The following is a 24,535-nucleotide window of genomic DNA, read 5'->3' as shown; positions in this document are numbered from 1 at the left end:
CCGGGACGCGGCATTTTCCTATCAGGAGATCCCCTCATGGAGACGAATCACAAGCCGGGCCGTCGTCGTGCCCTGGCGTTGATGGGCGGATCCTTGCTGTTGATGGCAGGTATCAGCGCCAACCCCTGGGCCGCCTCTCTGGCATTTGCCGCAGACGTGAAAGCAGGACGTCCGGTGCCTGAGCTTGCCTCCCTCGAGTGGCAGGAGATCGCCGACAAGGCGCGTGGACAGCGTATCGATTTCCACGCCTGGGGTGGCAGTGAGGCGACCAACGCCTATCTGCGCGATCAGGCGAGTATCGCGGCAAGACAGCAGGGTATCGAGGTGCGTCACGTCAAGATTTCCGACACCGCGGAAAGTGTCTCGACTCTGCTGGCGGAGAAGGCCGCAGGACGCAGTGATGGCAGCATCGATGTGATCTGGATCAACGGCGAGAACTTCCGTGCGCTCAAGCAGGCCGAGCTGGTGTGGGGCCCCTTCGTCGAGCGCCTGCCCAACAGTGACTATCTGCTCGAGGAGATCGGCGCGCGCGATTTCGGGCTCGCCACCGATGGTCTGGAGGCGCCCTGGGGACGTGCGCAGCTGATCTTCATGTATGACACCGCGTTGCTGGAGGCGCCGCCGCGCTCGATGCAGGCGTTACTGAAGGTGGCCAGAGAGCATCCCGGGCGCGTGACCTATCCGCAGCCGCCCAGCTTCCACGGCACCACCTTCCTCAAGCAGGCATTGCTGGAATTGATGCCCGTCGAGCAGCGCGAGGTGCTGGCATCTCCCGTGGCGAGTGATGCCCAGTTCGCTGAGGTGACCGCACCGCTGTGGGACTATCTCGATGCGCTGCATCCTCTGATGTGGGCACAGGGCGAGCGTCAGCCAGCCGGTGCCGAAGAGCAGATGAAACTGCTCGCCCAGCGCAGCGTGTGGATCGCGCTGACCTTCGTGCCCCAGGAAGTGGCCAATGCCCGTCAGGAAGGGCGGCTGCCACCGACCATCGAACCGTATATCCATGACGGTGGCACCCTCGGCAATGTGCACTATCTGGCGATTCCGGCCAGTGCACCACACAAGGCCGCAGCACTGGTATGGATCAATCAGTTGATGTCCGCCGAGGCCCAGGCCGCCAAGGCCGACCCCTCGCGCTGGGGCGATGACACGGTGCTGGATGTCGCCCGCTTGCCGCCACAAGAGCGCGCTGCCTTCGATGCCTTGCCAAGACTGCCCGGCAGCATGTCGCCCGAGGCGTTGGGCACACCGCTCAGCGAGCCACACCCGAGCTGGACCGATGCGTTGGAGGCCGAGTGGGCGCGACGCTATCGCAACTGACGCAATGGGTCGCTGATCGCTGGCGTGTCGCTCCCGCCACTGGTCATGCGCCGCTGACGCCCGCTCGCGTGCTGCGCTGGGGCGTCTTGCTGTTGCTGCTCGGGCCTACGGCACTGGGGCTGGCCGGACTGGTCGCTCCGGCCTTCGGGCTGTGGCCGACGCTGGGCTTCGATCAAGTTTCGGCGGTCGCCTGGCAGCGCTGGTGGGCCTTGCCCGGGCTGGCGGAGGGCTTTCGACTGACGCTGGTCAGTGGCCTCGGTGGCACGCTGCTGGCGGTGCTTTTGACCATGGGGTGGGTCTCGGCGGCCGCCGGGACTCGCTTCGGTGAGCGCATGGAGCGCCTGCTGGCCCCGATACTGGCGATGCCGCATCTGGCGCTGGCGCTGGGGCTCTTGTGGCTGGCTGCCCCGAGTGGCGTGCTGATGCGCCTGCTGCTGGCACCCTTCGAGGTGCTGGTGCCGCCGCAGTATCCGCTGCCGGATGCCCATGGCATCACGCTGGCGCTGGGACTGGCACTCAAGGAAGCGCCGTTTCTGATGCTGATGGCGCAGACGGCGCTCTCGCGTCTGCCGGTCACCGCGCAACTGCAGGCGGGTCAGGCGCTCGGCTACAGCATCCCCCAGCTGCGCTGGCGCATTCTGATGCCCCAGGTGATGCGCGCGATCGCCTTGCCCATCGGCGCGGTGCTGGCCTACTCGCTGGCGGTGGTGGATGTCGCTCAGGTGCTGGGGCCGACGCGTACGCCGACGCTGGCGGTGCGCCTGGTCGAACTGTGGCGTGACAGTGACCCGACGGCGCGCCTGCCGGCGAGTGTCGGCGCCCTGATTCTGGCCCTGCTGGTGATCGGGATGATGGCGCTGGGCGCGGCGCTGGGACGCTCTTTGCTCACCTGGCATCGCGATTGGGTATTGAGCCATCACCCGGCGCGCGCAAGTCGTCTGGCGCTGGCGAGTGACGTCATGTTCGGGCGTGTCGCGCGCGGAGTGCTGGGCGTGGTCACGCTGATCTCGTTGCTCGCCTTCGTGGTGATCGGCGTGCAATCGGTGGCCAGAAGCTGGTTCTTCCCTGCGCTGCTGCCGTCCCGTTGGGGCTGGGAGAGCTGGCAACAGGCTCTCGCTGGTCTGGGGGATGCCTTCAGCAACAGCCTGTGGCTGGCACTGCTGGTAGCGACACTGGCCGTCATCCTCAGCGTGGCGGTGTTCGAGCGTGAGCGGGAAAGTGGCCGCCTGCGCGGCTTCGTGGTCTGCCTTTATCTGCCATTGCTGCTGCCGCAGGCCAGCTTTCTGTTCGGGTTCCAGGTCGGCTGGTTGAGCCTGGGGGCCAGTCCCGGTTGGGCGGGAGTGGTGATCGGCCATCTGCTGTTCGCCTTGCCTTACGCCTGGCTGACGCTGGCCGGCCCCTGGGCGCGCTTCGATACCCGACTCGAGCAGGCGGCGCGTCTGCTGGGGCGTTCACGGCTCGAGGTGCTGATCGGTATTCGCCTGCGCCTGATGCTCAGGCCGCTGGCCATCAGCTGGGCAGTAGCCTTCGCGGTCAGTATCGCGCAGTACGTGCCGACGGTGGTGCTGGGCGGTGGGCGAGTCCCGACCTTGACCACCGAAACCCTGGCGCTGGCGACGGGGGCCGACCCACGCCTGACTGCGGTAGCCGCCTGCTTGCAGGCCTGTCTGCCATTGCTGGTTTTCCTGCTGGCACGTGCGGTACCTGCCGGGCGCTCGGTCTCGCCGACGCGCGGTTGAGCGCCTGTCAGGCGCTGGAATGATGATGACCTCAACGATCTCATGGGAGTAGATGCAACATGCTGGACAAGTGGACCTCACGCTGGGTACAGCCACCTCTGAAACGCCTGGCACGTAGCGCAGCGGCACGCGGTCTGCATCCGGATCAGCTGACTCTCGCAGGCTTCGTCATCGGCATGCTGGCATTGCCGTTGCTGGCGTATGGACATTTCGGGCTCGCGCTGGTCGCTATCCTGATCAATCGGGTGGTGGACGGGCTGGATGGCGCGCTGGCGCGGCATGCCGGCCTGAGCTCCGATGCCGGTGGCTTCCTGGATATCTGTCTCGATTTCCTGTTCTACGCCGCCGTGGTGGTGGGCTTCGCACTGGCTGATCCGGCCGCCAATGCGATGGCGGCGGTGGCACTGTTGTTCGCCTTCGTCGGTACGGGATCGAGCTTTCTGGCCTTTGCCATCATGGCGGCCAAGCACCAGCTGGAGCGTCCCAACTTTACCCGCAAGGCCTTCTATTATCTGGATGGCCTGACCGAGGGCACCGAGACCATCGCCTTCTTCGTGCTGGCCTGCCTGATGCCACAGCATTTCGCATTGATGGCGTGGGTCTTCGCTGCGGCATGCATCCTGACCACGCTGACACGCGTATGGGGAGGGTATGTCACCTTGCGAGCCCAGGACCGAAGCGAGCAGCACGGCAACGCCCCGGGCTGATGTGTGCCAAGCGCGGTACCTGGCCCGGCAGGTGACTCGTCCTGCCATCTTTTCTCATTGCGTTGTTCAGCGCTCCGGAGTCTTGCCAATGAAAACCACTTCCCGTCAGTTGTCTTCCTTCCTCCCCATGCTCGCGGCAGTCGCCTCCAGTGGCCTGCTGGCGGCGGTAATGCCCTCTGCGGCACTGGCGGCTGACAAGACCTTCACGCCGGCCGAGATTCTCGCCTGGGGCGAGAAGACCTTCGAAGGCCAGACTGCGTATCGCGTGGTGGAGCGCGAAGGCCGACCCGCTCTCGAGGCGCGTGCTCAGGGGCAGGCTTCCGCGCGCTATCTCGAGGAAGATATCTCGCTCGAGGAAACGCCCTATCTGAAGTGGTGCTGGCAGGTAGACAGCATCTATCCGGGCGTGAACGAGAAGACCAAGGGAGGGGATGACTACCCGGCGCGCCTCTATGTGGTCAACAAGACCGGTATCCTGCCGTGGCAGGTCGAGGCCATCAATTACGTCTGGTCCAGCAATGAAGCGCGAGGCAGCCATTGGGACAACGCCTTCACGGATCGCGCCGTACTGCTGGCCGTTGAATCCGGTGACGAGAAGGTAGGGCAGTGGGTGGCAGAGGTGCGCGATCTGCGTGCTGATTACGCGTCACTGTTTGGCAGCAAGCCGAGCGAGATTGCCGGACTTGCGCTGATGGCTGACGGTGACAATGCCGGTGGTGATGCCACGGCGCTGTTTCGTGGCCTGAGCCTTTCCAGCGATGCCACACCGCCCAGCTGCGGCGCCTGATCCGGGAGCCTGGGGAAATGAGCTGGGCCTGAAGCGCTGGAAAGAGTGGGCTTGAAAGGGTGGGCTTGAAAGAGTGGGCTGAGCCACTCCGACAAGCCTGCCAAGTCAGCCAGCCAGACACGAAAAAGCCCCGCGACTGATGACTCAGTCGCGGGGCTTTCGGTTCCGGCCTCACACACTGTGTGAGGCGCTCATCCGAGGTGATGCCTCGGATGAGGGAAGAGGCGGAGCTTAGTGCTCCACGCCGCCTTCGCCGTGAACGTGGCCGTGTTCCAGCTCTTCGGCAGAAGCTTCACGCACGTTGGTGATCTGCACGTCGAAGTTCAGGGTTTCGCCGGCCAGCGGGTGGTTGCCATCGACGGTGACAGTGTCGCCTTCGACCTTGGTGACGGTGACCATCAGCGGGCCGCCTTGGGTCTGTGCCTGGAACTGCATGCCAGCTTCGATGTCTTCGACACCCTGGAAGGCTTCACGCGGCACTTCCTGGACCAGGGCTTCCTGGACTTCGCCGTAACCTTCTTCCGGAGAGACGGCAACTTTCAGCTCGTCACCGGAAGTCTTGCCGTCGAGTTCCTTCTCGAGGCCCGGGACGATGTTGCCAGCGCCGTGGATGTAGGCCAGCGGCTCGCGACCTTCGGAGCTATCCAGCACTTCCCCTTCGTTGTTGGTCAGGGTGTAGTGGAAGGATACGACGGCATTCTGGGCGATTTGCATGATGAGAGCCTTTCGATAGGTATATGAACGTCAATGGTAACGTGCCCCTGAGGTGACTGTCAGGGGGGAAACTGGAAAAAAGCCGCGTATCACGTGGCTTCTGGCCCGCTGATGACATCGCCTGAGAGGCAATCCAGCGCACGTTACCTTGTCTTGAAAGTATAGGTGACGCTCGCAGGCGTGCATTTCAACCCTGAGGCCGGGTTTTTTCTCACCCTCGAAGCCATCGGTGGAGGAAGGGGGAAAACGATTGGATTATCAGGTGTCTGGCGGGGTTGCCCTGCCAGTGCACGGCGGCCGTCCTGCTGACGGCCATACAAGGTTGGGGCGATGGCTTGCGAGGGCCACGGGGTCTGGTTACTCTGCCTACTCGGATATTGCGGATTCTGACGCGCGGCCCGGAGTGGCCTCGCTCTGCACACTCTGTCCCGTCGCCTGACGGGAAATGACAACTCAGGCGCCATGCGACCCTATTTTTTCAGGAGAGAATTTCGATGACCGTGACATTGATCTGGCTGGTGAGCTTCGCTGCGATCTTCATGCTGTGCTTGAACCGCTGGGAAGGCTCGCTGGGTGCCACCGTCAAGCGTGTCCTGCCGGAAGCTCTGAGCATCGATAGCGGTGACCGCTATGTCTGGGGTGTGGCCCTGGGTATTCTGGGCGCGACCTTCATCGTCAATCCCATCTCCATGCTGATGGCATTGATCGTGCTGGCGCTGATCGTTCTGATCGGCGGCAAGCTGATCTGCTGGGGCATGAGCAAGGTCAAGATGCACTGATCTCACCATCAGCAAACCACCGGGAAGCATGATGTTTCCCGCAAACAGAAAGGCCGGGCTATCTGCCCGGCCTTTCTGTTTCTGCTCATCAGACACTTCTCATCAGGCTCTTCTCATTAGACTCTGCTCATCCATCGCGTCTTGTCAGCGCCGTCTGCAGCTCGGCGCCGAGTCATAGCCAGGTCGAGAGCGTCAGCGAGCCGAATTGATCGCTCTCCTGCTGCGTCTCGAATTCGTGGGTGCGCCACACATTGACGAACGCCAGCTGCCAGCGTTGCCAGCTGAGCGCGAAGCCCAGTTGCAGGTCGCCGACCAGCGGGCGACGGTCTACCGAGGCGCTGTCCTCGAAGCCATTGCCGTCCAGCAGCATGTTGTAGGCCATCGCGCGGCCTTCGATATTGGCGAACAGATACCAGGCAAAGTCGCCGTCGGGATGGAAGTACTGACGGCCGCCCTGGGCCGGTGCCACTGTCGGTATTCCGTAGCTGCGGGTCAGTCCCTGGCCGATACGTATGCCGCCACCGACGCCCGCATAGGTGTAGAGGTTGCCCAGCGCCACGGAAGCCGAGGGGCCGTACTCCACCTCAAGCCCCGCGGCCCTGGCCGGCAGCCATAGCTGCGTCTGCCAGCCGGTGCTGATCACCGGCTCGTTGTGCAGCTGGTGATCCCAACCTTCCGGTTCATCACTGCCGGTGATCTCGTGGACACCCTTCTGAGCCTCCTTGGCGCCTGAGGCCGGGCCGACGATGCCGAGATCCAGATTGAAGGTGTCCACCCGTCGCCAGTCATCTCCCTCTTCACCAGCGAACAGCGATACGCCACCGAACAGGTAGCCCGCGTAGGGGCGGTCGTCCTGATCCGGTTGTTCGCGAGAGATGTCATTGGGGGTATAGATCTGCTGTCCGAAGCGATAGGCCGTGGCGTCCAGTCGCGCCGCACTGAAGCCGGGCACCCAGTCCGCGAATGAGCGTGACCAGTGCTGGTCCGGTGTCGCGAAGGTGTAGCTCAGCGCAAAGCCATTGGTGTAATGGCCATCATCGCCGGAGCTGAGAATGTCATTCTCGACCTTCAATGACAGCACGCCACCCTCGTCCTCGGCTGCCTCCACCATGGGTGCCAATGCCACTGCACCGAGCATGATCAATGCCATGCCCAGGCGACGGGTCGAGAAGGCCGGCGCCACCTGCGGCGCGTGGCTGAGGGCGGCGGTACCCCCGGGACTGTCATTGACTGTGCTGGGATAAGCGTGAGGGCAGTTTCTTGAAGGTGATGTGCCACAAGACAGCTTGCTGGCGCCTGGGAGAGAACCTGTTGGACGGGCAGTGACGGGACGCATCGCAACTCCTGGGACGAAAAGTTGTACACAGAGTCAAGTTAGGCTGCATATGTATAACTTTGCACAAAAAATCACGATTTCATAGCCTGTTAATCAATAGGCGATCTGCAGATTGTTCGCTGAGGCGAACCGTTCATGCGTGTAACCGGAGGAGGGAATGCGAAGCGAGGGGAGAGGCAGGAGAAAAAAGCGGGGGCAGCAAGCAGGAGGAGATGGAGCGGAGGTAGATACAGGAGCGCAAGAGATGTGAAAGACGCGAGAGACGCGGGGATGCGCTCGCTTGGCGAGATGAGGGTAAAGTGTGTCAGCGTTGCCCGCGCAGAGCTTGCGACAGGAATCGGTAAAGGGCGCGGAAGCAGAACGGCCGGCGCCCCGGCAAGGGAGCGCCAGCCATCGAGAGACTCAGTAAGGCGCGACACTCAGGTTGGCGCCGTAGCCGACCAGGCGGACACGTTGGCCAACCGAGAAGGCGGTGTCGGCTTTCTGGACGACGATGAGGCTATCGCCGGCATCGCGGCGGACTTCAATCTCGTAGGCGTCGATCTGGTCGACGTTGTCGGCGATCGACTTGCCGGCCACGCTGCCGCCGATGGCGCCCGCGGCAGTGGCGATCGCACGGCCGGAGCCGCCGCCGATCTGGCTGCCGAGCAGGCCGCCGACGACCGCACCACCCAGGCCACCGAGCACACCGCTACCTTCATCCTGTGCCTGGATCTGTACCGGACGCAGTGAGGTAATGGTGCCATAGCTGACGGACTGTGCGCGCTTGGCCTGATCGCCGGTGTAGACGTTGCCGGAATAGATGTCGCTGTTCGCGCAGCCGCCAAGCGTCAGTACGCCGAGTGCGATCACGGGCAGCCAGCGGCGTGCGCCAGCCGATCGTTTATGAGTCAGTGAGAGTGTCATGGTGTGTCTCCTCGCATGATGCGGTGCAGCTTGAGGTTGTGATGGAGAATGCTGAGTGCTGAGAGAGCAAGGCTCAGGTAGGCGATCACTTCCTTGGGCCGCCAGCAGGTTCTTGTCACGTCGGGCGTGCGAGAACACTGTTTCTTAACATTATAGACCACATCGACCATGCCGGGTTCCCGACCTGAAACGCTGAGGTGACGCAACTTCTGCACTTCCCTGTCGCGCGAGTGCTACCGCGTCAGCATTCTGCATGAGCCATGCCGGGTGAATGTCAGCGCAGGGGCGTTCGTCGACGTTGGCTAGTAGTCACGTCGGACATTCGCGGCGGGTATTCACGGCGCCAAGGCACGAAAAAGCCCGCGTGAGCGGGCTTCGGTCAGTCTGCGGGTGGCACCTCGCGCAATCTCGTCATTTCGAGGTGCTATGTCCAGGTGTCATACCGCGATGTCAGCGGTCTAGAACTGGTCTTCTTCCGTGGAGCCCGTCAGCGCGGTAACGGAGGAGTTGCCGCCCTGAATGACGTTGGTCATGTCATCGAAGTAACCGGTGCCGACTTCCTGCTGGTGCGCCACGAAGGTGTAGCCCTTCTCGGCTGCGGCGAATTCGGCTTCCTGCACCTTTTCGACGTAGTGCTTCATGCCCTCGCCCTGCGCATAGTCGTAGGCAAGATCGAACATGTTGAACCACATGTTGTGGATACCGGCCAGGGTGATGAACTGGTACTTGTAGCCCATGTCCGACAGTTCCTGCTGGAACCTGGCGATGGTGGCGTCGTCGAGGTTCTTCTTCCAGTTGAAGGAAGGCGAGCAGTTGTAGGCCAGCAGCTGGTTCGGGTATTCCTTCTTGATCGCTTCGGCGAAGCGGCGCGCTTCCTCGAGGTCCGGCTTGGCGGTTTCACACCAGATCAGGTCGGAGTAGGGCGCGTAGGCCAGGCCGCGGGCAATGGCTTGATCCAGACCTGCATTGACACGATAGAAGCCTTCGTCGGAGCGCTCACCGGTCAGGAACGGCTTGTCGTAGTCGTCGACATCCGAGGTGATCAGGTCAGCGGCGTTGGCATCGGTACGTGCGATGACCAGGGTCGGGACACCCGCCACGTCAGCGGCCAGACGGGCGGCGACCAGCTTCTGCACCGCTTCCTGGGTCGGCACCAGTACCTTGCCGCCCATGTGGCCACACTTCTTGACCGAGGCCAGCTGGTCCTCGAAGTGCACCCCGGAGGCGCCCGCACGGATCATGGCGGTCATCAGCTCGTAGCCATTGAGCACGCCACCGAAACCGGCCTCGGCATCTGCCACGATAGGCGCGAAGTAATCGACGAAGCCGGCATCCCCCGGGTTGGCACCTTTCTGCCACTGGATCTGGTCGGCGCGGCGGAAGGTGTTGTTGATGCGTTTGACCACGGTCGGCACGGAATCCACCGGATAGAGCGACTGATCCGGGTACATGGCTTCACTGGTGTTGTTGTCGGCGGCGACCTGCCAGCCAGACAGGTAGATGGCCTCGATACCGGCCTTCACCTGTTGCATGGCCTGGCCCCCGGTCAGGGCGCCCAGACAGTTGACGTAGCCCTTCTTGGCATCACCATTGACCAGTTTCCAGAGCTTCTCGGCACCGCGGGTCGCCAGGGTATTGGCTTCCTGGACGGAACCGCGCAGGCGCACCACATCCTCGGCGGAATAGGGACGAGTGATCCCTTTCCAGCGCGGATTCTCGGCCCAGTCCTTTTCGAGCGCGGCAATCTGATCGGCACGTGTGTGACTCATGGTGGCATCTCCTGATGGCTTCGTCGTCGGGGCTCAGCCCCTGGCGTGTTGTCTGTGTCTTGTTGCTGTTCGCTTGTCTATCGTCTGGCCGTTGACGCAAGAGCGCCGCGTGAAATGGGAGTGGCGGTGCTCGGCGTCTTGAGGTTGCTGCATGACAGTTTGTTGTTGTTATTGATCTTTCAGGCGTTGTCAGTGGAGTCACGCCGTGCGACAGCAGGCGTCGTCGGTGGCGTTGTCGAGCTCCACTGGCTCGGCAAGTCTGAAGCGAGCCTTGATCACGCCAAGGCAGGCAGTTTCCAGGCCGGGTGCGGCTGTCAGCGTGATGCTGTCCAACCAGGGCATCAGGAAGTACAGGCTGGCTTCCAGCGTGGGTAACGTGCAGTGGCTGAGAGTAAGGGCGATGCGCGGTGGTCTGCCGTCCGGCGCGCGCAGTCGTGAGATCAATTCTCCCCAGCACAGCGCTTCGCGCACGCTGCTGATCTGGGCAATGGCCAGCACCGAATGACGTTCGCCGCGATGCCGCGCGGCGGCCAGGGTCCAGAGGGCCCGGGGGAGCGGGCGGTTGCCCAGTTGCATCCCCTTCACGTCATCTGTGAGTCCGGCAAGTGTCAGCTGGTCAGACGCGTCCTGCACGTCGGTGGTCGCTGTCTGCTCTGCATGACGCTGCAGCTGCCATTCGCTGGTCTGTGAACGCAGTTGCCACTGGTCGCCGGGAAGCTGCCAGCGCTGGTCGCGACTCAGATGACAGATCGTCTGCGCCTGTGCCGCCACCGTCTCCGCTGTCTGCGGTGGCAGCAGGTCCTTGAGGGGGCGCGCCAGCTTGAGAATCCGCGTGCGTATCTCGGCGTTGTGCCATTGCTCGGCCAGAGCGGCATCTTCAGGATGCCCGAGTACCTGGTCACCTCTACCGCCCATCAGGGTGGTCTGCGTTCGTGTGTCTGAGGTGAGCATGGGCGAATCTCCTGAAGGCGGTGCCGGATCTGGCAGCGTGTCATGTCGCAGTGCAGCGTAAATGACCTGATCTCTAGCATCGCTCCGAAACTGAGTGCTGTCTTTCATTCCTTGGTCGCATTAAAACGATCGTTTTATATCGGTTTCAACGTTGCAGAATTCTCGTTGGCAAACAGTCGTTTTAATATTTCTCAATGACGTCATGATGTCAGTATCCATGGGGCTTTTGGAATGATGACTTGGTCAAGGATCGGGTTGTAGCCAGACTACAAGACACTTCAAGGCACAAAAAAACCGGCCCCAGATAGGGCCGGTTTCTGTAAGGCGGACGCTAAAATTCAGTTCAGAATCAAGCGCATGCTGCGGTGCGGTATGCCGGCGTCAAGAAACTCGTCGCCGTAAGCCGTGAAGCCGAGGCGTTGATAGAATTCCAGCGCATGGGTCTGAGCATCCAGCAGCACTTCAGCATGGCCAGCCTGGCGCGCAGCATGGATGACTGCTTCCATCAGGCGTTGGCCAAGCCCCAGTCCGCGCGCTTCGGCGAGGATGGCGACACGGCCGACATGGCCGTCCGGCAACAGACGGGCCGTGCCGACGGTGCGACCATCCAGATGCACGAGGAAGTGTTCGCAGACATCGTCGCGTCCGTCCCACTCTTCCTCCTGCGGAACCTGCTGTTCCTCGATGAACACGACGCGGCGGATCTCGCTGGCCTCGTTGCCCAGCGTCTGCCAGTCGCCCCGTTCAAGGCTGATCATGGCGTCACTCATTCTTCATCGTCCTCTTCGTCCTGAAGATCACATTCCAGTATCAGGCTGCCGCGGTTGATCAGCGCCGTCAGCAGGCTGACCACGGCACTGCGATCAAGGTCTGCCGTGGTGTAGTCAAGCAACACCGCCGTGAGGCGCTGATCAGAGGCCAGCGCTTCTGCCAGCGGCTGAGGGGCCGGGATGCCATCGCCATCGACGAACAGCGTGCTGGTGCCATCCTCGCCGTGACGGAAGGCGAAGCGTGAGCCCAGCGAGCGCACCAGCACGCCCTCATCTTCCAGATATTCGATCAGCTCGCGGCTCTTGAGCGCGGGTTCGCGTGTTGCAAGCTGCTCCAGATACTTGGGCTGTGTCATGTAGCGACCGAACCACTGGGCCAGCTGTGTGGGATTGTCCAGCGTGCTGAGCAGCAGTTCACGCACGCGCTCCAGCGAGGCATCGTCCAGCTCGCCGGCATTGGCGACCGGTGCCATGCCTTCGTCACGATAACGCAGCGACTCCGGCAGGCTGGCACCCAGGTAGTCGGCGTAGGAGGTGACGACTTCATCGGCGGACGGTGCACGGAAGCCGACGGAGATGGTCATGCAGTCATCGGACTGGCTGACGCCGTGGTGCGCCAGGCGCGGCGGCACGTAGAGCATGTCGCCGGGTTCCAGCACCCAGTCCTCGCCCGGCGTGACCTCGAAGTGCTTGAGGATGCGCAGGTCGATGCCATCGATGATCTCGGCGTCGTCACCGTGCATGCCGCCCAGCTGCCAATGACGCTGGCCCTGGGCCTGCAGCAGGAAGACATCGTAGTTGTCCAGATGCGGGCCGACGCTGCCGCCGGTCGGCGCGTAGCTGATCATGATGTCATCGAGACGCCAGCGCGGCAGGAAGGTAAAGGGCTCGAACAGCTTGGCGACGTCCGGCACGTAGTGGTCCACCGCCTGCACCAGCAGGCTCCACTGGCTGTCGTCCTTGGCGTCGAGACGTGCAAAGGTGGCGTCATCGAAGGGGCCATGGCTGACCTGCCAGGGCTTGTCCGGACCCGTCTCTTCGACCAGGCGGGCTTCGATGCCATCTTCACAGGCCAGACCGGCCAGTTCGTCGGCTTCCAGCGGCGTCTCGAAGTCTGCGAAGGCCCCGCGGATCAGCAGCGGCTTCTGCTGCCAGTAGTCACGCAGGAATTCGCGGATGCTCAGGCCGCCCAACAGTGCCAGTGGCGTGTCGGTGTCGCGGGGGGCGGGGGATGTGCTCATGCAGAACCTCTCGAACGCGAGCGGCAGCCTGTCAGGTGGCAGCGGTCTCGCGATGACGTCGTTGAAGCCGTTTTGCCGGATGGCAGAAGGCGATGCGTTCCATGCCGCCCCTTGAGGGAGTGGCATGTCGTGCCCACTGACGGAGAACGTCAGTGGTCGTGAATCCAGTGTGTCGTTCAATGTGCAGCGTGCTGCATGCTGCGCAATACGCAATGCATGACGCCGGAGCACAGGCCCCGGCGTCTCAAGACTTGCAGTGACCTGCGCCGCTTAGAGCGCCTTGGCCTGTGCGATGGCGTTGCCGATGTAGCTGGCCGGGCTCAGCGCCTTCAGCTCGGTCTTGACGTCTTCCGGCAGTTCCAGCGTCTCGATGAAGGCGGCGAAACCGGCCTGGTCGATACGCTTGCCACGGGTCAGCTCCTTGAGTTTCTCGTAGGGCTTCTCGATGCCGTAACGACGCATGACGGTCTGGATCGGCTCGGCCAGCACTTCCCAGCTGTTGTCCAGATCAGCGTTCAGACGCTCCGGATTGGCTTCCAGCTTGCTGATGCCTTTCAGGGTCGCCTGATAGGCGATCAGACCCTGCGCCAGGCCGGTGCCCAGGTTGCGCAGCACGGTGGAGTCGGTCAGGTCACGCTGCCAGCGGGAGATCGGCAGCTTCTGTGCCAGATGGCCCAGCACGGCGTTGGCGATGCCCAGATTGCCTTCGGAGTTCTCGAAGTCGATCGGGTTGACCTTGTGCGGCATGGTGGAGGAGCCGATCTCGCCGGCCACGGTACGCTGCTTGAAGTAACCCAGCGAGATGTAGCCCCAGACGTCACGATCGAAGTCGATCAGGATGGTGTTGAAGCGGCAGATGGCATCGAACAGCTCGGCGATGTAGTCGTGCGGCTCGATCTGGGTGGTGTACGGGTTGAAGGTCAGCCCGAGGCTCTCGACGAAGGTTTCGGCGTTGGCCGCCCAGTCGATGGCCGGATAGGTGGTCAGGTGGGCGTTGTAGTTGCCCACGGCACCGTTGATCTTGCCGAGCATCTCGATGCGCTCGATCTGCGCCAGCTGACGACGCAGACGCGCGGCGACGTTGGCCATTTCCTTGCCGAGGGTGGTCGGGCTGGCCGTCTGGCCATGGGTGCGCGACAGCATCGGCTGTTCGGCGTGCTGGTGGGCCAGCGCGACGATCGCTTCGGTCACTTCACGCATCTGCGGCAGCAGCACCTTGTCCAGGCCACCACGCAGCATCAGGGCGTGAGACAGGTTGTTGATGTCTTCACTGGTGCAGGCGAAGTGGATGAACTCGGTGACGGCGTTGAGTTCGGCGTTGCTCTCGACCTTTTCCTTCAGGAAGTACTCGACCGCCTTCACGTCGTGGTTGGTGGTGCGTTCGATGTCCTTGATGCGCTGGGCATCCTCGACACTGAACTCACTGACGATGCTATCCAGCACGGCGTTGGCATCCGCGGAGAAGGCCGGCACTTCAGCGATCTCGGCGTGGGCGGCCAGGCGTTGCAACCAGCGCACCTCGACGATGACACGGGCACGGATCAGGCCGAATTCACTGAAGTGCTCGCGCAGGGCCTCGGTCTTGGCGCCATAGCGGCCATCGACGGGAGACAGGGCGGTGAGGGCGGACAGCTGCATGATGAGAATCTTCCGATGGTGGCAGGACATATCGCGCTGCCGGTTCAAGTGTCTCGGAGCCCGGTTGATGGGCTCCAGCGTTGTTGAAGCGAATTCGGGTGTGAATCTGGTGGCGTCAGGTGACGCGCTGGCGCGAGCGCGGAGGCGGGCTCAGCCCAGCTGCTGCAATGACTTCTTGAGCGCGCTGCGCTGGAAGACCAGCTTCCAGCGACGGCCACCCTGCTGGTCCCACAGCAGGGCGAAGCGCACGCCTGCCAGCAGGGCGCAGCGGATGCGTTCCGGCATCATGCGCTGCTGCAGCAGACCGGGGTCGCCCTGCACCACGATCCGGTAGCGGAAGGTGGAGAGGGTCTGCTGGTAAAGCTCGCCCAGGCTTGCGATCACGTTCTCGTGGGTCGGCCCGAAGTGCTCGGCCTGGCCCTGGATGCGGGTCAGGCCCGCGCCCAGCTTGTCCAGCATGTCCGGGTCCTTCTTGAGCTTGCTCATCAGCATCACCAGCGAGAAGCCATAGCGCATCACCACGGGCGAGACCTGGCGACGTTCCATCACCGCACTGACGGTGTCGATGCCGAGCCGCAGGCGGTTATGGTGCCCGCCGTAGATGGCTTCGAAGCTTTCCGGATTGGTATCCAGCGTGGCATTGACCAGGGTTTCCCAGGCGCGCTCATCGCACTGGCCATGGCGGGCCAGCTCATCGACCAGCGCAGCTGCCTGGAAGACGCCCGCCAGCGAAAGGGCCTGGCGGGTAGTGGTATCAGTGACGGGACGGATCGGCACGCTGGTCATTGCGCGGCGGACTCCTCGGGGCCAGAGAGCGGGGCGGTGGAAGTGCTGGCGTCCGCCGCCGGAAGTTTCCAGGCGTCGTCGATCACGCCGCCGCCCAGACAGATGTCGCCGAGATAGAAGACGGCGGACTGGCCGGGCGTGACGGCGCGTTGTGGTTCATCGAAACGCACCTCGACACGCTGGCCGTCATTGACGATCAAGGTCGCGGCCTGATCTTCCTGGCGATAGCGGTTCTTGCAGCGAATGCGCAGCTCGCCATTGGCGTCGGTCTGCGGCGGCTCGCCCGCGACCCAGTCGACGGTTTCGGTGCTCAACGCCTGAGTGTAGAGCAGGTCGTGGTGCTTGCCTTGCACGGCAATCAGCACGTTGCGCTCCAGATCCTTGGCACACACGAACCAGGGCGCGTCCGGATAGCGCTTGAGGCCGCCGATTCCCAGCCCCTGGCGCTGGCCGAGGGTGTAGTACATCAGGCCCATGTGCTCGCCGATGAGGTCGCCATCGGGGGTCTCGATCTTGCCGGGCTGAGCGGGCAGGTACTGCTTGAGGAAGTCGGCGAAACGGCGCTCGCCGATGAAGCAGATGCCGGTGGAATCCTTCTTGCGCGCGGTGATCAGCTCATGCTTCTCGGCGATGGCGCGCACTTCGTGCTTCTCGAGCTCACCGACCGGGAAGAGAGTGCGCGCGATGGCCGCCTGCGGCACGGCATGCAGGAAGTAGCTCTGGTCCTTGTTGGTATCCAGGCCCTTGAGCAGGCGCGGGAGACCATCACGCACGCCGCCACGCACGTAGTGACCGGTGGCGATCAGCTCGGCGCCCAGCATCTCGGCATACTCGAGGAAGACCTTGAACTTGATCTCGCGGTTGCACAGGATGTCGGGATTCGGCGTGCGACCGGCCTTGTACTCAGCCAGGAAGTGCTCGAAGACGTTGTCCCAGTACTCCGCGGCGAAGTTGGCGGTGTGCAGCTTGATGCCGAGCTTGTCGCACACGGCCTGGGCGTCGGCCAGGTCTTCGAGGGCGGTGCAGTATTCGCTACCGTCGTCTTCGTCCCAGTTCTTCATGAACAGGCCTTCGACGTGGTAGCCCTGCTCCATCAACAACAGGGCAGAGACGGAGGAGTCGACACCGCCGGACATGCCGACGATGACCTTGGTTCCGGTACCGGTTTCAGCGGTCATCAGTTCTCTCGTCACCCGCATGGCCGCGGGTTGTCACAAACAGGGGAGGCGGCAGACCCGTCATTCTGGCGCCGCTTGAATGGGCGGGATTATACCTGAATGCGGGGGTGGGATTCACCCCGCCTGCGCCGTCTGCCGCCCTGGGCCAGATGCGCCGCTCGACAGCACGCCCGGCGGCGGACTTGCTGCGCGGACAATCGCTCAATCGTGCAGCACATCCAGCGGGAAACGCTTGCCGCGCTGGCTATCGCGGATGCGACGGGTCACCAGCGGGCTGCGCAGGCGGCCCATGTCCTCGAGTTGCTCTATCTCCTCAAGTGACAACCAGTGCGTTCTGACGATGTCAGGGTCCAGCGGCGTGCATAGGTGCTCAAGGGCGGCGGCCTCGAAACTGTGGGAGTGGAAGTGGGTGCCATCCTCGGCCACATGCACATAGAGGCCGAGATAGCCAGTCAGCAGGATGCGCCAGGCAGTTTCCTCGCGGACTTCGCGTTGCACGCCGTCGATGATGCGCTCATGGGGTTCGAGATGGCCGGCGGGCTGGTTGAACACCGTGCAGGGTCCGCCCTTGTCTTCCTCGACGATCAGGTAGCGCCCGGCGCGTTCGACGACGCAGGCGACGGTGACATTCGGGGTCCAGCGAGCAGCCATCAGGATTTCCTTCCTTTCTTGGGAGATGAGAGACGACGGGAGGGGGCGCCGGGTGTCTTGCCTGAACCTTGACCTGAGCCCTTGCTGGAACCCTTGCCATTCCTGGCTGTGCTGCTGCCTTTATTGCCATTGCCCCGGGGGCCAGCGTTGCCGGTGCGGCGCTCGCCCGGCTTGCCCGTCGCGCCCTTGTGGCGTGGCGAGCGGGACTCGCGGCGAGGTGGCGCTGGCATCTCGACTTCCGCGCTGCGCCATTCACCGGGGGCAAGGCCATCGAGCTTCCACGGGCCGATGGCCGCGCGGATCAAGCGCAGGGTCGGCAGCCCGACATGGGCGGTCATGCGGCGTACCTGGCGATTGCGACCTTCGCTGATGATGATCTCGAGCCAATGGGTCGGAATGCTCGCGCGATAGCGCACAGGGGGTTGCCTGTCTGGCAACTCGGGGGGCTCGATGCGCCGCACTTTGGCTGGGCGCGTCATGCCATCCTTGAGCTCGACACCGGCACGCAGCGCGGCGATGGCCTGCTCGTCAGGGGCACCTTCCACCTGCACCCAGTAGGTCTTGGGCTGCTTCCTTCTCGGGTGCGCGATCTGGTGGGAAAGCGCGCCATCACTGGTGAGCAGCAGCAGTCCCTCGGAGTCATAGTCGAGGCGCCCGGCGGCATAGACATCCGGCACGTCGATGAAATCCGCGAGTGTCTGGCGGCCCTGATCGCGGTCGGTGAACTGGGTCAGGACGCGGTAAGGTTTGTGAAGCAGATATATGAGAGACATGGTTTAGACTTTTGTCGCGGCTGCCGTATAAGCCTACTGTGAGAAGCGGCACGGGTGCTATACTCGCGCCTCCACTGAATCCATGACAGGGGAGTTATCAATGGGGTTCCAGAAGATTGTCGTCCCGGAAGGCGGTGCCAAGATCACCGCAAATTCCGACAATACCCTCAACGTTCCGAATAATCCGATCATCCCGTTCATCGAAGGCGATGGTATCGGTGTGGACGTGACTCCGGCCATGAAGATTGCCATCGACGCTGCTGTCGACAAGGCCTATGGCGGCGAGCGCAAGATTCACTGGATGGAAGTCTACGCCGGTGAAAAAGCCACTCACGTTTATGATGCTGACACCTGGCTGCCGGAAGAGACTCTCGAGGCTGTCAAGGATTACATCGTTTCCATCAAGGGTCCGCTGACCACTCCGGTGGGCGGTGGTATTCGCTCCCTGAACGTCGCTCTGCGTCAGAAGCTGGATCTGTACACCTGCCTGCGCCCGGTGCGCTGGTTCACTGGTGTGCCGAGCCCGGTCAAGAAGCCGGCTGACGTCGACATGGTCATCTTCCGCGAAAACTCCGAAGACATCTATGCCGGTGTCGAATGGAAAGCGGGAACGCCGGAAGCCGACAAGGTCATCAAGTTCCTGCGTGAAGAGATGGGTGTCACCAACATCCGCTTCCCGGAGAACTGCGGTATCGGCGTCAAGCCGGTCTCCGAAGAAGGTACCAAGCGTCTGGTCCGTCAGGCTGTCCAGTACACCATCGACAACGACCGTGAGTCGCTGACCCTGGTGCACAAGGGCAACATCATGAAGTTCACCGAAGGTGCCTTCAAGGACTGGGGCTACGAAATCGTCAAGGACGAGTTCGGCGGCGAGCTGCTGGATGGCGGCCCGTGGATGACCTTCAAGAACCCGAACAACGGCAAGGACATCGTGGTCAAGGACGTCATCGCTGACGCCATGCTACAGCAGATCCTGCTGCGTCCGGCGGAATATGACGTCATCGCCACCCTGAACCTGAACGGTGACTACCTGTCTGACGCTCTGGCGGCGGAAGTGGGTGGTATCGGTATCGCGCCGGGTGCCAACCTGTCCGACACCGTCGCCATGTTCGAAGCGACTCACGGTACTGCACCGAAGTACGCTGGCCAGGACAAGGTCAACCCGGGCTCCGTCATCCTCTCTGCCGAGATGATGCTGCGTCACATGGGTTGGGTCGAAGCGGCTGATCTCGTGCTGAAAGGCGTCGAGAAGGCCATCGCCAAGGGCGAAGTCACCTATGACTTCCATCGCCTGATGGACGATGCCAAGCTGCTGAAGTGCTCCGAGTTCGGTCAGGCTGTTGCTGACAACATGGATGCCTGAGACCCTGCGTTGATCTGATGCCCAGGCATCAGGTTGCGTGACAGGTTTCAGCAGAAGGCCCCCGGACATGTCCGGGGGCCTTCTTGCGTTTGAGATGGAAGCTTCTCGGTTGCGCGCTCAGTCTGCTGCCAACGATTGCCCTTCCTGGGCGTCGTGCGTGGATGTTCTGTGCTGGGCGTGCTGCGCGGTAATATCCCGGCCTGCATCGGGCGGCGAGACGCTTGAATGGGTCGCCGGTTGGCAACGCCTGTCGAGAGGTGCTTGTCGTGTATGTGAGCGAAAATGCATGCAAATGCTCGCATTCATGTCAGAGCGTCGCGATGCAGGCATGAACGTGTACGCTCAGGCGTGCGCGACTAAAGCTTGCAACCAGATCGACAAGCCCCCATCTTTTCCTTATCACACCCACATTGAGACGACGTGGCAGCGCTTGACCTTCTCCGCGGCGCGTTGAGGCAATCTGCTTCGTCACGGCTTGTGTTCACCGGATCAGCCCCTTATGTTCAAGACAGAGACATCGCGCGGCAGTCCTCCCTTTCTGGAGACACTGTCGATCAGCAATCAGGCCCCGTCGGCTCAGGAACCCGGATACCAGGAAGACCACGAAGGTGATCTGGCATTCGAGACCGCTGAGCCTGAACTGGCTCCACCGCCCATGTACAAGGTCGTTCTGCACAATGATGACTTCACGCCGATGGATTTCGTCGTGGAGGTGCTGACCACCTTTTTCAACAAGGATCAGGAGCAGGCAGTACAGATCATGCTCGCTGTCCATCATCAGGGAAAAGGAACCTGTGGCATCTTCAGTCGCGACATCGCGGAAACGAAATGCCACCAAGTCAATCAATATGCTCGAGAGTGCCAGCATCCGCTGCTGTGCGACATCGACCGGGCGGAGTGATCCGTCCAAGACGCGGCCTAGAGGGGACTTGCCATGTTGAGCAAAGAACTTGAACTGACCCTGAACACGGCCTTCACCGTGGCACGTTCCAAACGCCACGAATTCATGACCGTGGAACACCTCCTGCTGGCACTGCTGGACAATGCCTCCGCTGCCGATGTCCTGCGCGCCTGTGGTGCCAATCTGGACAAGCTGCGAGTCGACCTTCAGGACTTCATCAATTCCACCACCCCGCTGATTCCGGAAGAGCAGGAAGACCGCGAGACGCAGCCGACGCTGGGCTTCCAGCGCGTCCTGCAGCGTGCCGTCTTCCACGTGCAATCCTCCGGCAAGAGTGAAGTGACCGGTGCCAACGTGCTGGTGGCCATCTTCTCCGAGCAGGAAAGCCAGGCCGTCTACTTCCTCAAGCAGCAGAATGTCGCGCGTGTGGATGCGGTCAATTACATCGCGCATGGCATCTCCAAGGTCGCGGGTCACACCCAGACGCCCCAGGCGTCGGTCGAGAATGAAGAGAGCGAAGAGGCGAGCAGCGAAGGCGGCAACAACCCGCTGACCAACTACGCCACCAACCTCAACGAGCAGGCGCGTCTGGGCAAGATCGATCCGCTGATCGGCCGCGATGGCGAGCTCGAGCGCGTGGTGCAGATTCTGGTGCGTCGCCGCAAGAACAACCCGCTGCTGGTTGGTGAGGCCGGTGTCGGCAAGACCGCCATCGCGGAAGGTCTGGCCAAGCGCATCGTCGAGGAGGACGTGCCGGACGTCATCAAGGAAGCCGTGGTCTACTCGCTGGATCTCGGCGCGCTGCTGGCCGGCACCAAGTACCGCGGTGACTTCGAGAAGCGTCTCAAGTCGCTGCTGGCGGAGCTGCGCAAGGAGCCGAACTCGATCCTGTTCATCGACGAGATCCACACCGTCATCGGTGCGGGTGCCGCGTCCGGTGGCGTGATGGATGCCTCCAACCTGCTCAAGCCGCTGTTGTCTTCCGGCGAGCTGCGTTGCATCGGTTCCACCACCTTCCAGGAATTCCGTGGCATCTTCGAGAAGGACCGCGCCCTGGCGCGTCGCTTCCAGAAGGTCGATGTCATGGAGCCGTCGGTGGATGACACCATCCGCATTCTCAAGGGGCTGCGTGGCCGCTTCGAGGAGCACCATGCCATCAAGTACACCGATGCCTCGCTGGAAACGGCAGTGCGTCTGGCGGACCGCTACATCAACGATCGTCAGCTGCCGGACAAGGCCATCGACGTGATCGACGAGGCCGGTGCCCATCAGCGCCTGCTGCCGGAGAGCATCCGCGTCGACACCATCGATACCGAGCAGGTCGAGGCGATCGTCGCCTCCATCGCCCGCATTCCGCCGAAGACGGTCTCCAGTTCCGACAAGAAGCTGCTGTCCAACCTCGAGCGCGATCTCAAGATGCTGGTGTTCGGGCAGGACGACGCCATCACCGGGCTGTCCGCGGCGATCAAGCTGTCGCGTGCTGGCCTCAAGGCGCCGGACAAGCCGGTCGGCAGCTTCCTGTTCGCTGGCCCGACAGGCGTCGGCAAGACCGAGGTCGCCCGTCAGCTGGCGGCGCTGATGGGTATCGAGCTGGTGCGTTTCGACATGTCCGAGTACATGGAGCGTCACACCGTCTCGCGCCTCATCGGGGCACCGCCGGGCTACGTCGGTTATGACCAGGGCGGTCTGTTGACCGAAGCCATCACCAAGCAGCCGCACTGCGTGCTGTTGCTGGATGAGATCGAGAAGGCACACCCGGAAGTCTTCAACCTGCTGCTGCAGGTAATGGACCACGGCCGCCTGACCGACAACAACGGTCGCGAAGCGGACTTCCGCAACGTCATTCTGGTGATGACCTCCAATGCGGGTGCCGAGCAGGTGGCGCGTCGCTCCATCGGCTTCAAGCACCAGGATCACTCCACCGACGCCATGGAAGTCATCCGCAAGACGTTCTCACCGGAATTCCGCAACCGTCTGGATGGCATCATCCAGTTCGGCGCGCTGGATCTCGCCGTGGTGCGCAATGTGGTCGACAAGTTCCTGGTCGAACTGCAGGCGCAGCTGGATGAGAAGCGTGTGCAGCTGGATGTCGCTGATGAGGCGCGCGACTTGCTGGCGACCCTCGGGTATGACCCGGCAATGGGTGCTCGCCCGATGGCGCGTGTGATTCAGGAGAAGCTCAAGAAGCCGCTGGCAGAGATGATTCTGTTCGGCGACCTGTCCGAGTCAGGCGGCATCGTGCATGTCACGGTCGACAACGGCGAGCTGCACCTGGAAACGGAAGCGGAAATGGCGTGATCTGACGCTCAGCTTGCTGCCCGGAACGGGCGACATGAACGGTCAGTGCTCAAGCACTGGCCGTTTTTTATGCCCGTCTCTCAGCAAGCTGTCCGCACATGGTGAGCATGGAGTCGATTGCTCAAGCTGGACACGCGCGCACGCCAAGGGGATCGCCATCCTCGAGGAGAGGGCGGGGAGTCGGATGAGTACAGGAAGAGGCGAATGCGTATCGGGGGAAGCGAATGCGTATTGAGGAGAAAATGCCCAGCGGGGATGAGCCGCCTGTCATCATTGAATGGGAGCGAAGACCAGATTGGCGTTCGGGCTCAAGACGCATTCATGGGACAAGGCGGCATCATCGGAATACTCAGGCATACGCCATCGAGGTGGCGGGTGTCTCGCCGCGAAGGGCAAGTCTTGCAACCTCGATGCGTTCCGGGTCCGGGCGGAGGGTTCAGGCGGAGGTGACGCTGGTACCTGAGGTGCCGGGAACGACCGGTTCAGCCAGCCGGTGTCATGATGATCGCATGCAGGTCCAGGACGTGCAGAGTGATCGATGGCATGGCAACCGGCAGGGCAGTCTGACCGTGCTTAGCGCGAACGGTAGACGATACGGCCCTTGGACAGGTCGTACGGAGTCAGCTCAACCTTGACCTTGTCGCCAGTCAGGATGCGGATGTAGTTCTTGCGCATCTTGCCGGAGATGTGAGCGGTCACGATGTGGCCGTTTTCCAGTTCAACACGGAAAGTGGTGTTCGGAAGGGTGTCGACGATGACGCCTTCCATTTCAATATGATCTTCACGCGCCATATAGGCTGATCCTCACTTATTACAGGGAATACTGCTGGTAGTTCCGAGCCGCCTCAGCACAAAAAGTGCCCGATTCGGGACTTCGATACGCGATATTGTGCCGTAAGGGCGGCGGCAAGGCAAAGTCGAAGCGCGATTGTACGCTCCTTGAGCGCCTGTGGGCAGCTCAGGAGGAAGATAAAAATCGGCATCTTGCGTCGGGGCAAATCCCGGAAGGCGGTTGGTCGGCACTCGGCGCTGTCTGGTGGTCCCAGCCAGCTGAGCGTTGCGTCACCTTGGCGTTGTCAGACTGCTTGCGTCGAGTGGGTGCCCGTAGCGTGTCACTTGCCGGATGTCACTGACGCGCCTTGCTTGACCAGGCTCAGTGGCAGATGGCTGTCGGTATGGTTGGCCGGTATGCGTCGCCGCCAGTGGCTGCCATCCAGATACTCGAGCGGCTGGAAATGCTGCTTATAGTTCATCTTGCGGCAATCGCGAATCCAGTAGCCCAGGTAGAGGTGGGTCAGGCCTTCGCGGCGTGCCTGCTCAATCTGCCACAGCACCGCGTAGGTCCCCAGCGAGCGCTGATTCAGTGACTCATCCGGATCGTAGAAGGTATAGATGGCGGACAGGCCATGACTCATGCGGTCCATGGCGGCGACGGCCACCAGACGGCCATCGAGACGAAAGCTCACCAGGCGGGCATAGTCATCGCGGGAGGTGAGGAAGGTGCGATACTGCTCATGACTGGGCGGGAACATGTCGCCATCCGCGTGACGGCTGCGGATATAGTGGGCGTACAGGCGATAATGCTCGGGGTCGAAGAGTGCTGGCCCCTCTTCGATGACCAGGTCGGCATTGCGACGCATCAGACGCTTCTGGGTGCGGTTGGGTGTGAAGTTGGCGATAGGCACGCGCACGGAAATGCAGGCACGGCAATCACCGCAATGCGGACGATAGAGGTGAGAGCCGCTGCGGCGAAAGCCGAGCAGGGCAAGGGCGTCATAGACACCGGAATTGGGCGCTTCCTGCGGATCGAGAAACAGTGTGGTCGCCTGGCGGCCTTCCAGATAGCTGCAGGCGTGCGGTACCGTCAGAAAGAAGCGCAGATCGCGTTGCGGTTGCTTGGGGGTATTGCTGCTCACCGTTGCATCATC

At 62.4% G+C, this 24,535-nt stretch carries 21 protein-coding genes and 1 pseudogene; 8 read left to right on the top strand and 14 right to left on the bottom strand.

Features of this window, described 5'->3' with window-relative positions; genetic code table 11:
* Window positions 1-36: 36 nt before the first annotated feature.
* The 4 genes from CDPAHKCJ_RS05205 (at window position 37) to CDPAHKCJ_RS05190 (ending at window position 4,553) form a co-directional block, all read left to right on the top strand.
* Window positions 37-1,320, top strand: a complete 1,284-nt coding sequence (locus tag CDPAHKCJ_RS05205; protein WP_166018931.1) for an ABC transporter substrate-binding protein — start codon at window positions 37-39, stop codon at window positions 1,318-1,320.
* The gene (locus tag CDPAHKCJ_RS05200; protein ID WP_166018930.1) at window positions 1,296-3,059 is read left to right on the top strand and encodes an ABC transporter permease; all 1,764 of its coding nucleotides are present in this window, start codon (window positions 1,296-1,298) and stop codon (window positions 3,057-3,059) included. The genes CDPAHKCJ_RS05205 and CDPAHKCJ_RS05200 overlap by 25 nt, the downstream gene beginning before the upstream one ends.
* A 59-nt stretch (window positions 3,060-3,118) precedes the next feature.
* On the top strand, window positions 3,119-3,766 hold the full coding sequence (locus tag CDPAHKCJ_RS05195) for a CDP-alcohol phosphatidyltransferase family protein (RefSeq protein ID WP_166018929.1): 648 nt from the start codon (window positions 3,119-3,121) through the stop codon (window positions 3,764-3,766).
* Between the two features lie 88 nt (window positions 3,767-3,854).
* Window positions 3,855-4,553: a DUF3047 domain-containing protein gene (locus CDPAHKCJ_RS05190; protein WP_240916657.1), complete on the top strand. Its 699-nt coding sequence runs from the start codon at window positions 3,855-3,857 to the stop codon at window positions 4,551-4,553.
* A 231-nt stretch (window positions 4,554-4,784) separates the two neighbouring features.
* On the opposite strand, the gene CDPAHKCJ_RS05185 is transcribed toward CDPAHKCJ_RS05190, so the two are convergent.
* Entirely contained in the window at window positions 4,785-5,267 is a 483-nt protein-coding gene (locus CDPAHKCJ_RS05185) for a peptidylprolyl isomerase (protein WP_043333860.1), read from the bottom strand.
* 494 nt (window positions 5,268-5,761) lie between these two features.
* Between CDPAHKCJ_RS05185 and CDPAHKCJ_RS05180 the strand changes: the two genes are divergently transcribed.
* Window positions 5,762-6,046 carry a hypothetical protein gene (locus tag CDPAHKCJ_RS05180; RefSeq protein WP_166018928.1) on the top strand — a complete coding sequence of 95 codons (285 nt, stop codon included), beginning with the start codon at window positions 5,762-5,764 and terminating at the stop codon, window positions 6,044-6,046.
* Between the two features lie 172 nt (window positions 6,047-6,218).
* On the opposite strand, the gene CDPAHKCJ_RS05175 is transcribed toward CDPAHKCJ_RS05180, so the two are convergent.
* From CDPAHKCJ_RS05175 to CDPAHKCJ_RS05125, 11 genes and pseudogenes are all read right to left on the bottom strand, one after another.
* The gene (locus tag CDPAHKCJ_RS05175) at window positions 6,219-7,229 is read right to left on the bottom strand and encodes a lipid A deacylase LpxR family protein (protein ID WP_346773893.1); all 1,011 of its coding nucleotides are present in this window, start codon (window positions 7,227-7,229) and stop codon (window positions 6,219-6,221) included.
* Window positions 7,230-7,784: 555 nt separating this feature from the next.
* The gene (locus CDPAHKCJ_RS05170; protein ID WP_166018927.1) at window positions 7,785-8,288 is read right to left on the bottom strand and encodes a glycine zipper 2TM domain-containing protein; all 504 of its coding nucleotides are present in this window, start codon (window positions 8,286-8,288) and stop codon (window positions 7,785-7,787) included.
* 458 nt (window positions 8,289-8,746) lie between these two features.
* Window positions 8,747-10,057 carry an isocitrate lyase gene (gene aceA, locus CDPAHKCJ_RS05165; RefSeq protein ID WP_166018926.1) on the bottom strand — a complete coding sequence of 437 codons (1,311 nt, stop codon included), beginning with the start codon at window positions 10,055-10,057 and terminating at the stop codon, window positions 8,747-8,749.
* A gap of 198 nt (window positions 10,058-10,255) precedes the next feature.
* A complete protein-coding gene (locus tag CDPAHKCJ_RS05160; protein ID WP_166018925.1) occupies window positions 10,256-11,008 on the bottom strand; it encodes a hypothetical protein in 753 nt (250 codons plus the stop codon).
* Between the two features lie 338 nt (window positions 11,009-11,346).
* Complete coding sequence (locus tag CDPAHKCJ_RS05155) at window positions 11,347-11,766, bottom strand: GNAT family N-acetyltransferase (protein WP_240916656.1); 420 nt, start codon at window positions 11,764-11,766, stop codon at window positions 11,347-11,349.
* A gap of 8 nt (window positions 11,767-11,774) precedes the next feature.
* Window positions 11,775-13,019, bottom strand: coding sequence for a cupin domain-containing protein (locus CDPAHKCJ_RS05150; RefSeq protein ID WP_166018923.1), 1,245 nt, complete (start codon window positions 13,017-13,019; stop codon window positions 11,775-11,777).
* A 270-nt stretch (window positions 13,020-13,289) separates the two neighbouring features.
* On the bottom strand, window positions 13,290-14,657 hold the full coding sequence (gene purB / locus CDPAHKCJ_RS05145) for an adenylosuccinate lyase (RefSeq protein WP_166018922.1): 1,368 nt from the start codon (window positions 14,655-14,657) through the stop codon (window positions 13,290-13,292).
* 150 nt (window positions 14,658-14,807) lie between these two features.
* On the bottom strand, window positions 14,808-15,443 hold the full coding sequence (gene hflD / locus CDPAHKCJ_RS05140; protein ID WP_043333854.1) for a high frequency lysogenization protein HflD: 636 nt from the start codon (window positions 15,441-15,443) through the stop codon (window positions 14,808-14,810).
* A complete protein-coding gene (gene mnmA / locus CDPAHKCJ_RS05135; protein WP_166018921.1) occupies window positions 15,440-16,621 on the bottom strand; it encodes a tRNA 2-thiouridine(34) synthase MnmA in 1,182 nt (393 codons plus the stop codon). Before mnmA ends, hflD begins: the two co-directional genes overlap by 4 nt.
* Before the next feature lie 201 nt (window positions 16,622-16,822).
* Complete coding sequence (locus CDPAHKCJ_RS05130; RefSeq protein ID WP_043333853.1) at window positions 16,823-17,272, bottom strand: NUDIX hydrolase; 450 nt, start codon at window positions 17,270-17,272, stop codon at window positions 16,823-16,825.
* Window positions 17,273-17,517: 245 nt separating this feature from the next.
* Window positions 17,518-18,045, bottom strand: a pseudogene (locus CDPAHKCJ_RS05125) (pseudouridine synthase); the annotation flags it as partial.
* A 100-nt stretch (window positions 18,046-18,145) separates the two neighbouring features.
* Here CDPAHKCJ_RS05125 and icd point away from each other — a divergent pair.
* From icd to clpA, 3 genes are all read left to right on the top strand, one after another.
* Window positions 18,146-19,408 carry an NADP-dependent isocitrate dehydrogenase gene (gene icd, locus CDPAHKCJ_RS05120; RefSeq protein ID WP_043333852.1) on the top strand — a complete coding sequence of 421 codons (1,263 nt, stop codon included), beginning with the start codon at window positions 18,146-18,148 and terminating at the stop codon, window positions 19,406-19,408.
* A 499-nt stretch (window positions 19,409-19,907) separates the two neighbouring features.
* Window positions 19,908-20,309 (top strand): ATP-dependent Clp protease adapter ClpS, encoded by a 402-nt coding sequence (gene clpS, locus CDPAHKCJ_RS05115; protein ID WP_082388342.1) that lies wholly within the window; start codon window positions 19,908-19,910, stop codon window positions 20,307-20,309.
* A 33-nt stretch (window positions 20,310-20,342) separates the two neighbouring features.
* On the top strand, window positions 20,343-22,607 hold the full coding sequence (gene clpA / locus CDPAHKCJ_RS05110; RefSeq protein WP_043333850.1) for an ATP-dependent Clp protease ATP-binding subunit ClpA: 2,265 nt from the start codon (window positions 20,343-20,345) through the stop codon (window positions 22,605-22,607).
* Between the two features lie 573 nt (window positions 22,608-23,180).
* Here the strand turns inward: clpA and infA are convergent.
* Entirely contained in the window at window positions 23,181-23,399 is a 219-nt protein-coding gene (gene infA / locus CDPAHKCJ_RS05105; RefSeq protein WP_024953359.1) for a translation initiation factor IF-1, read from the bottom strand.
* Between the two features lie 320 nt (window positions 23,400-23,719).
* Complete coding sequence (locus tag CDPAHKCJ_RS05100) at window positions 23,720-24,523, bottom strand: arginyltransferase (protein WP_166018919.1); 804 nt, start codon at window positions 24,521-24,523, stop codon at window positions 23,720-23,722.
* Window positions 24,524-24,535 lie beyond the last annotated feature (12 nt).

It is taken from the genome of Cobetia sp. MB87, assembly GCF_011319755.1.
In the GTDB taxonomy this organism is placed as follows: Bacteria; Pseudomonadota; Gammaproteobacteria; order Pseudomonadales; family Halomonadaceae; genus Cobetia.
This window is presented reverse-complemented; position numbering and strand designations above follow the sequence as displayed.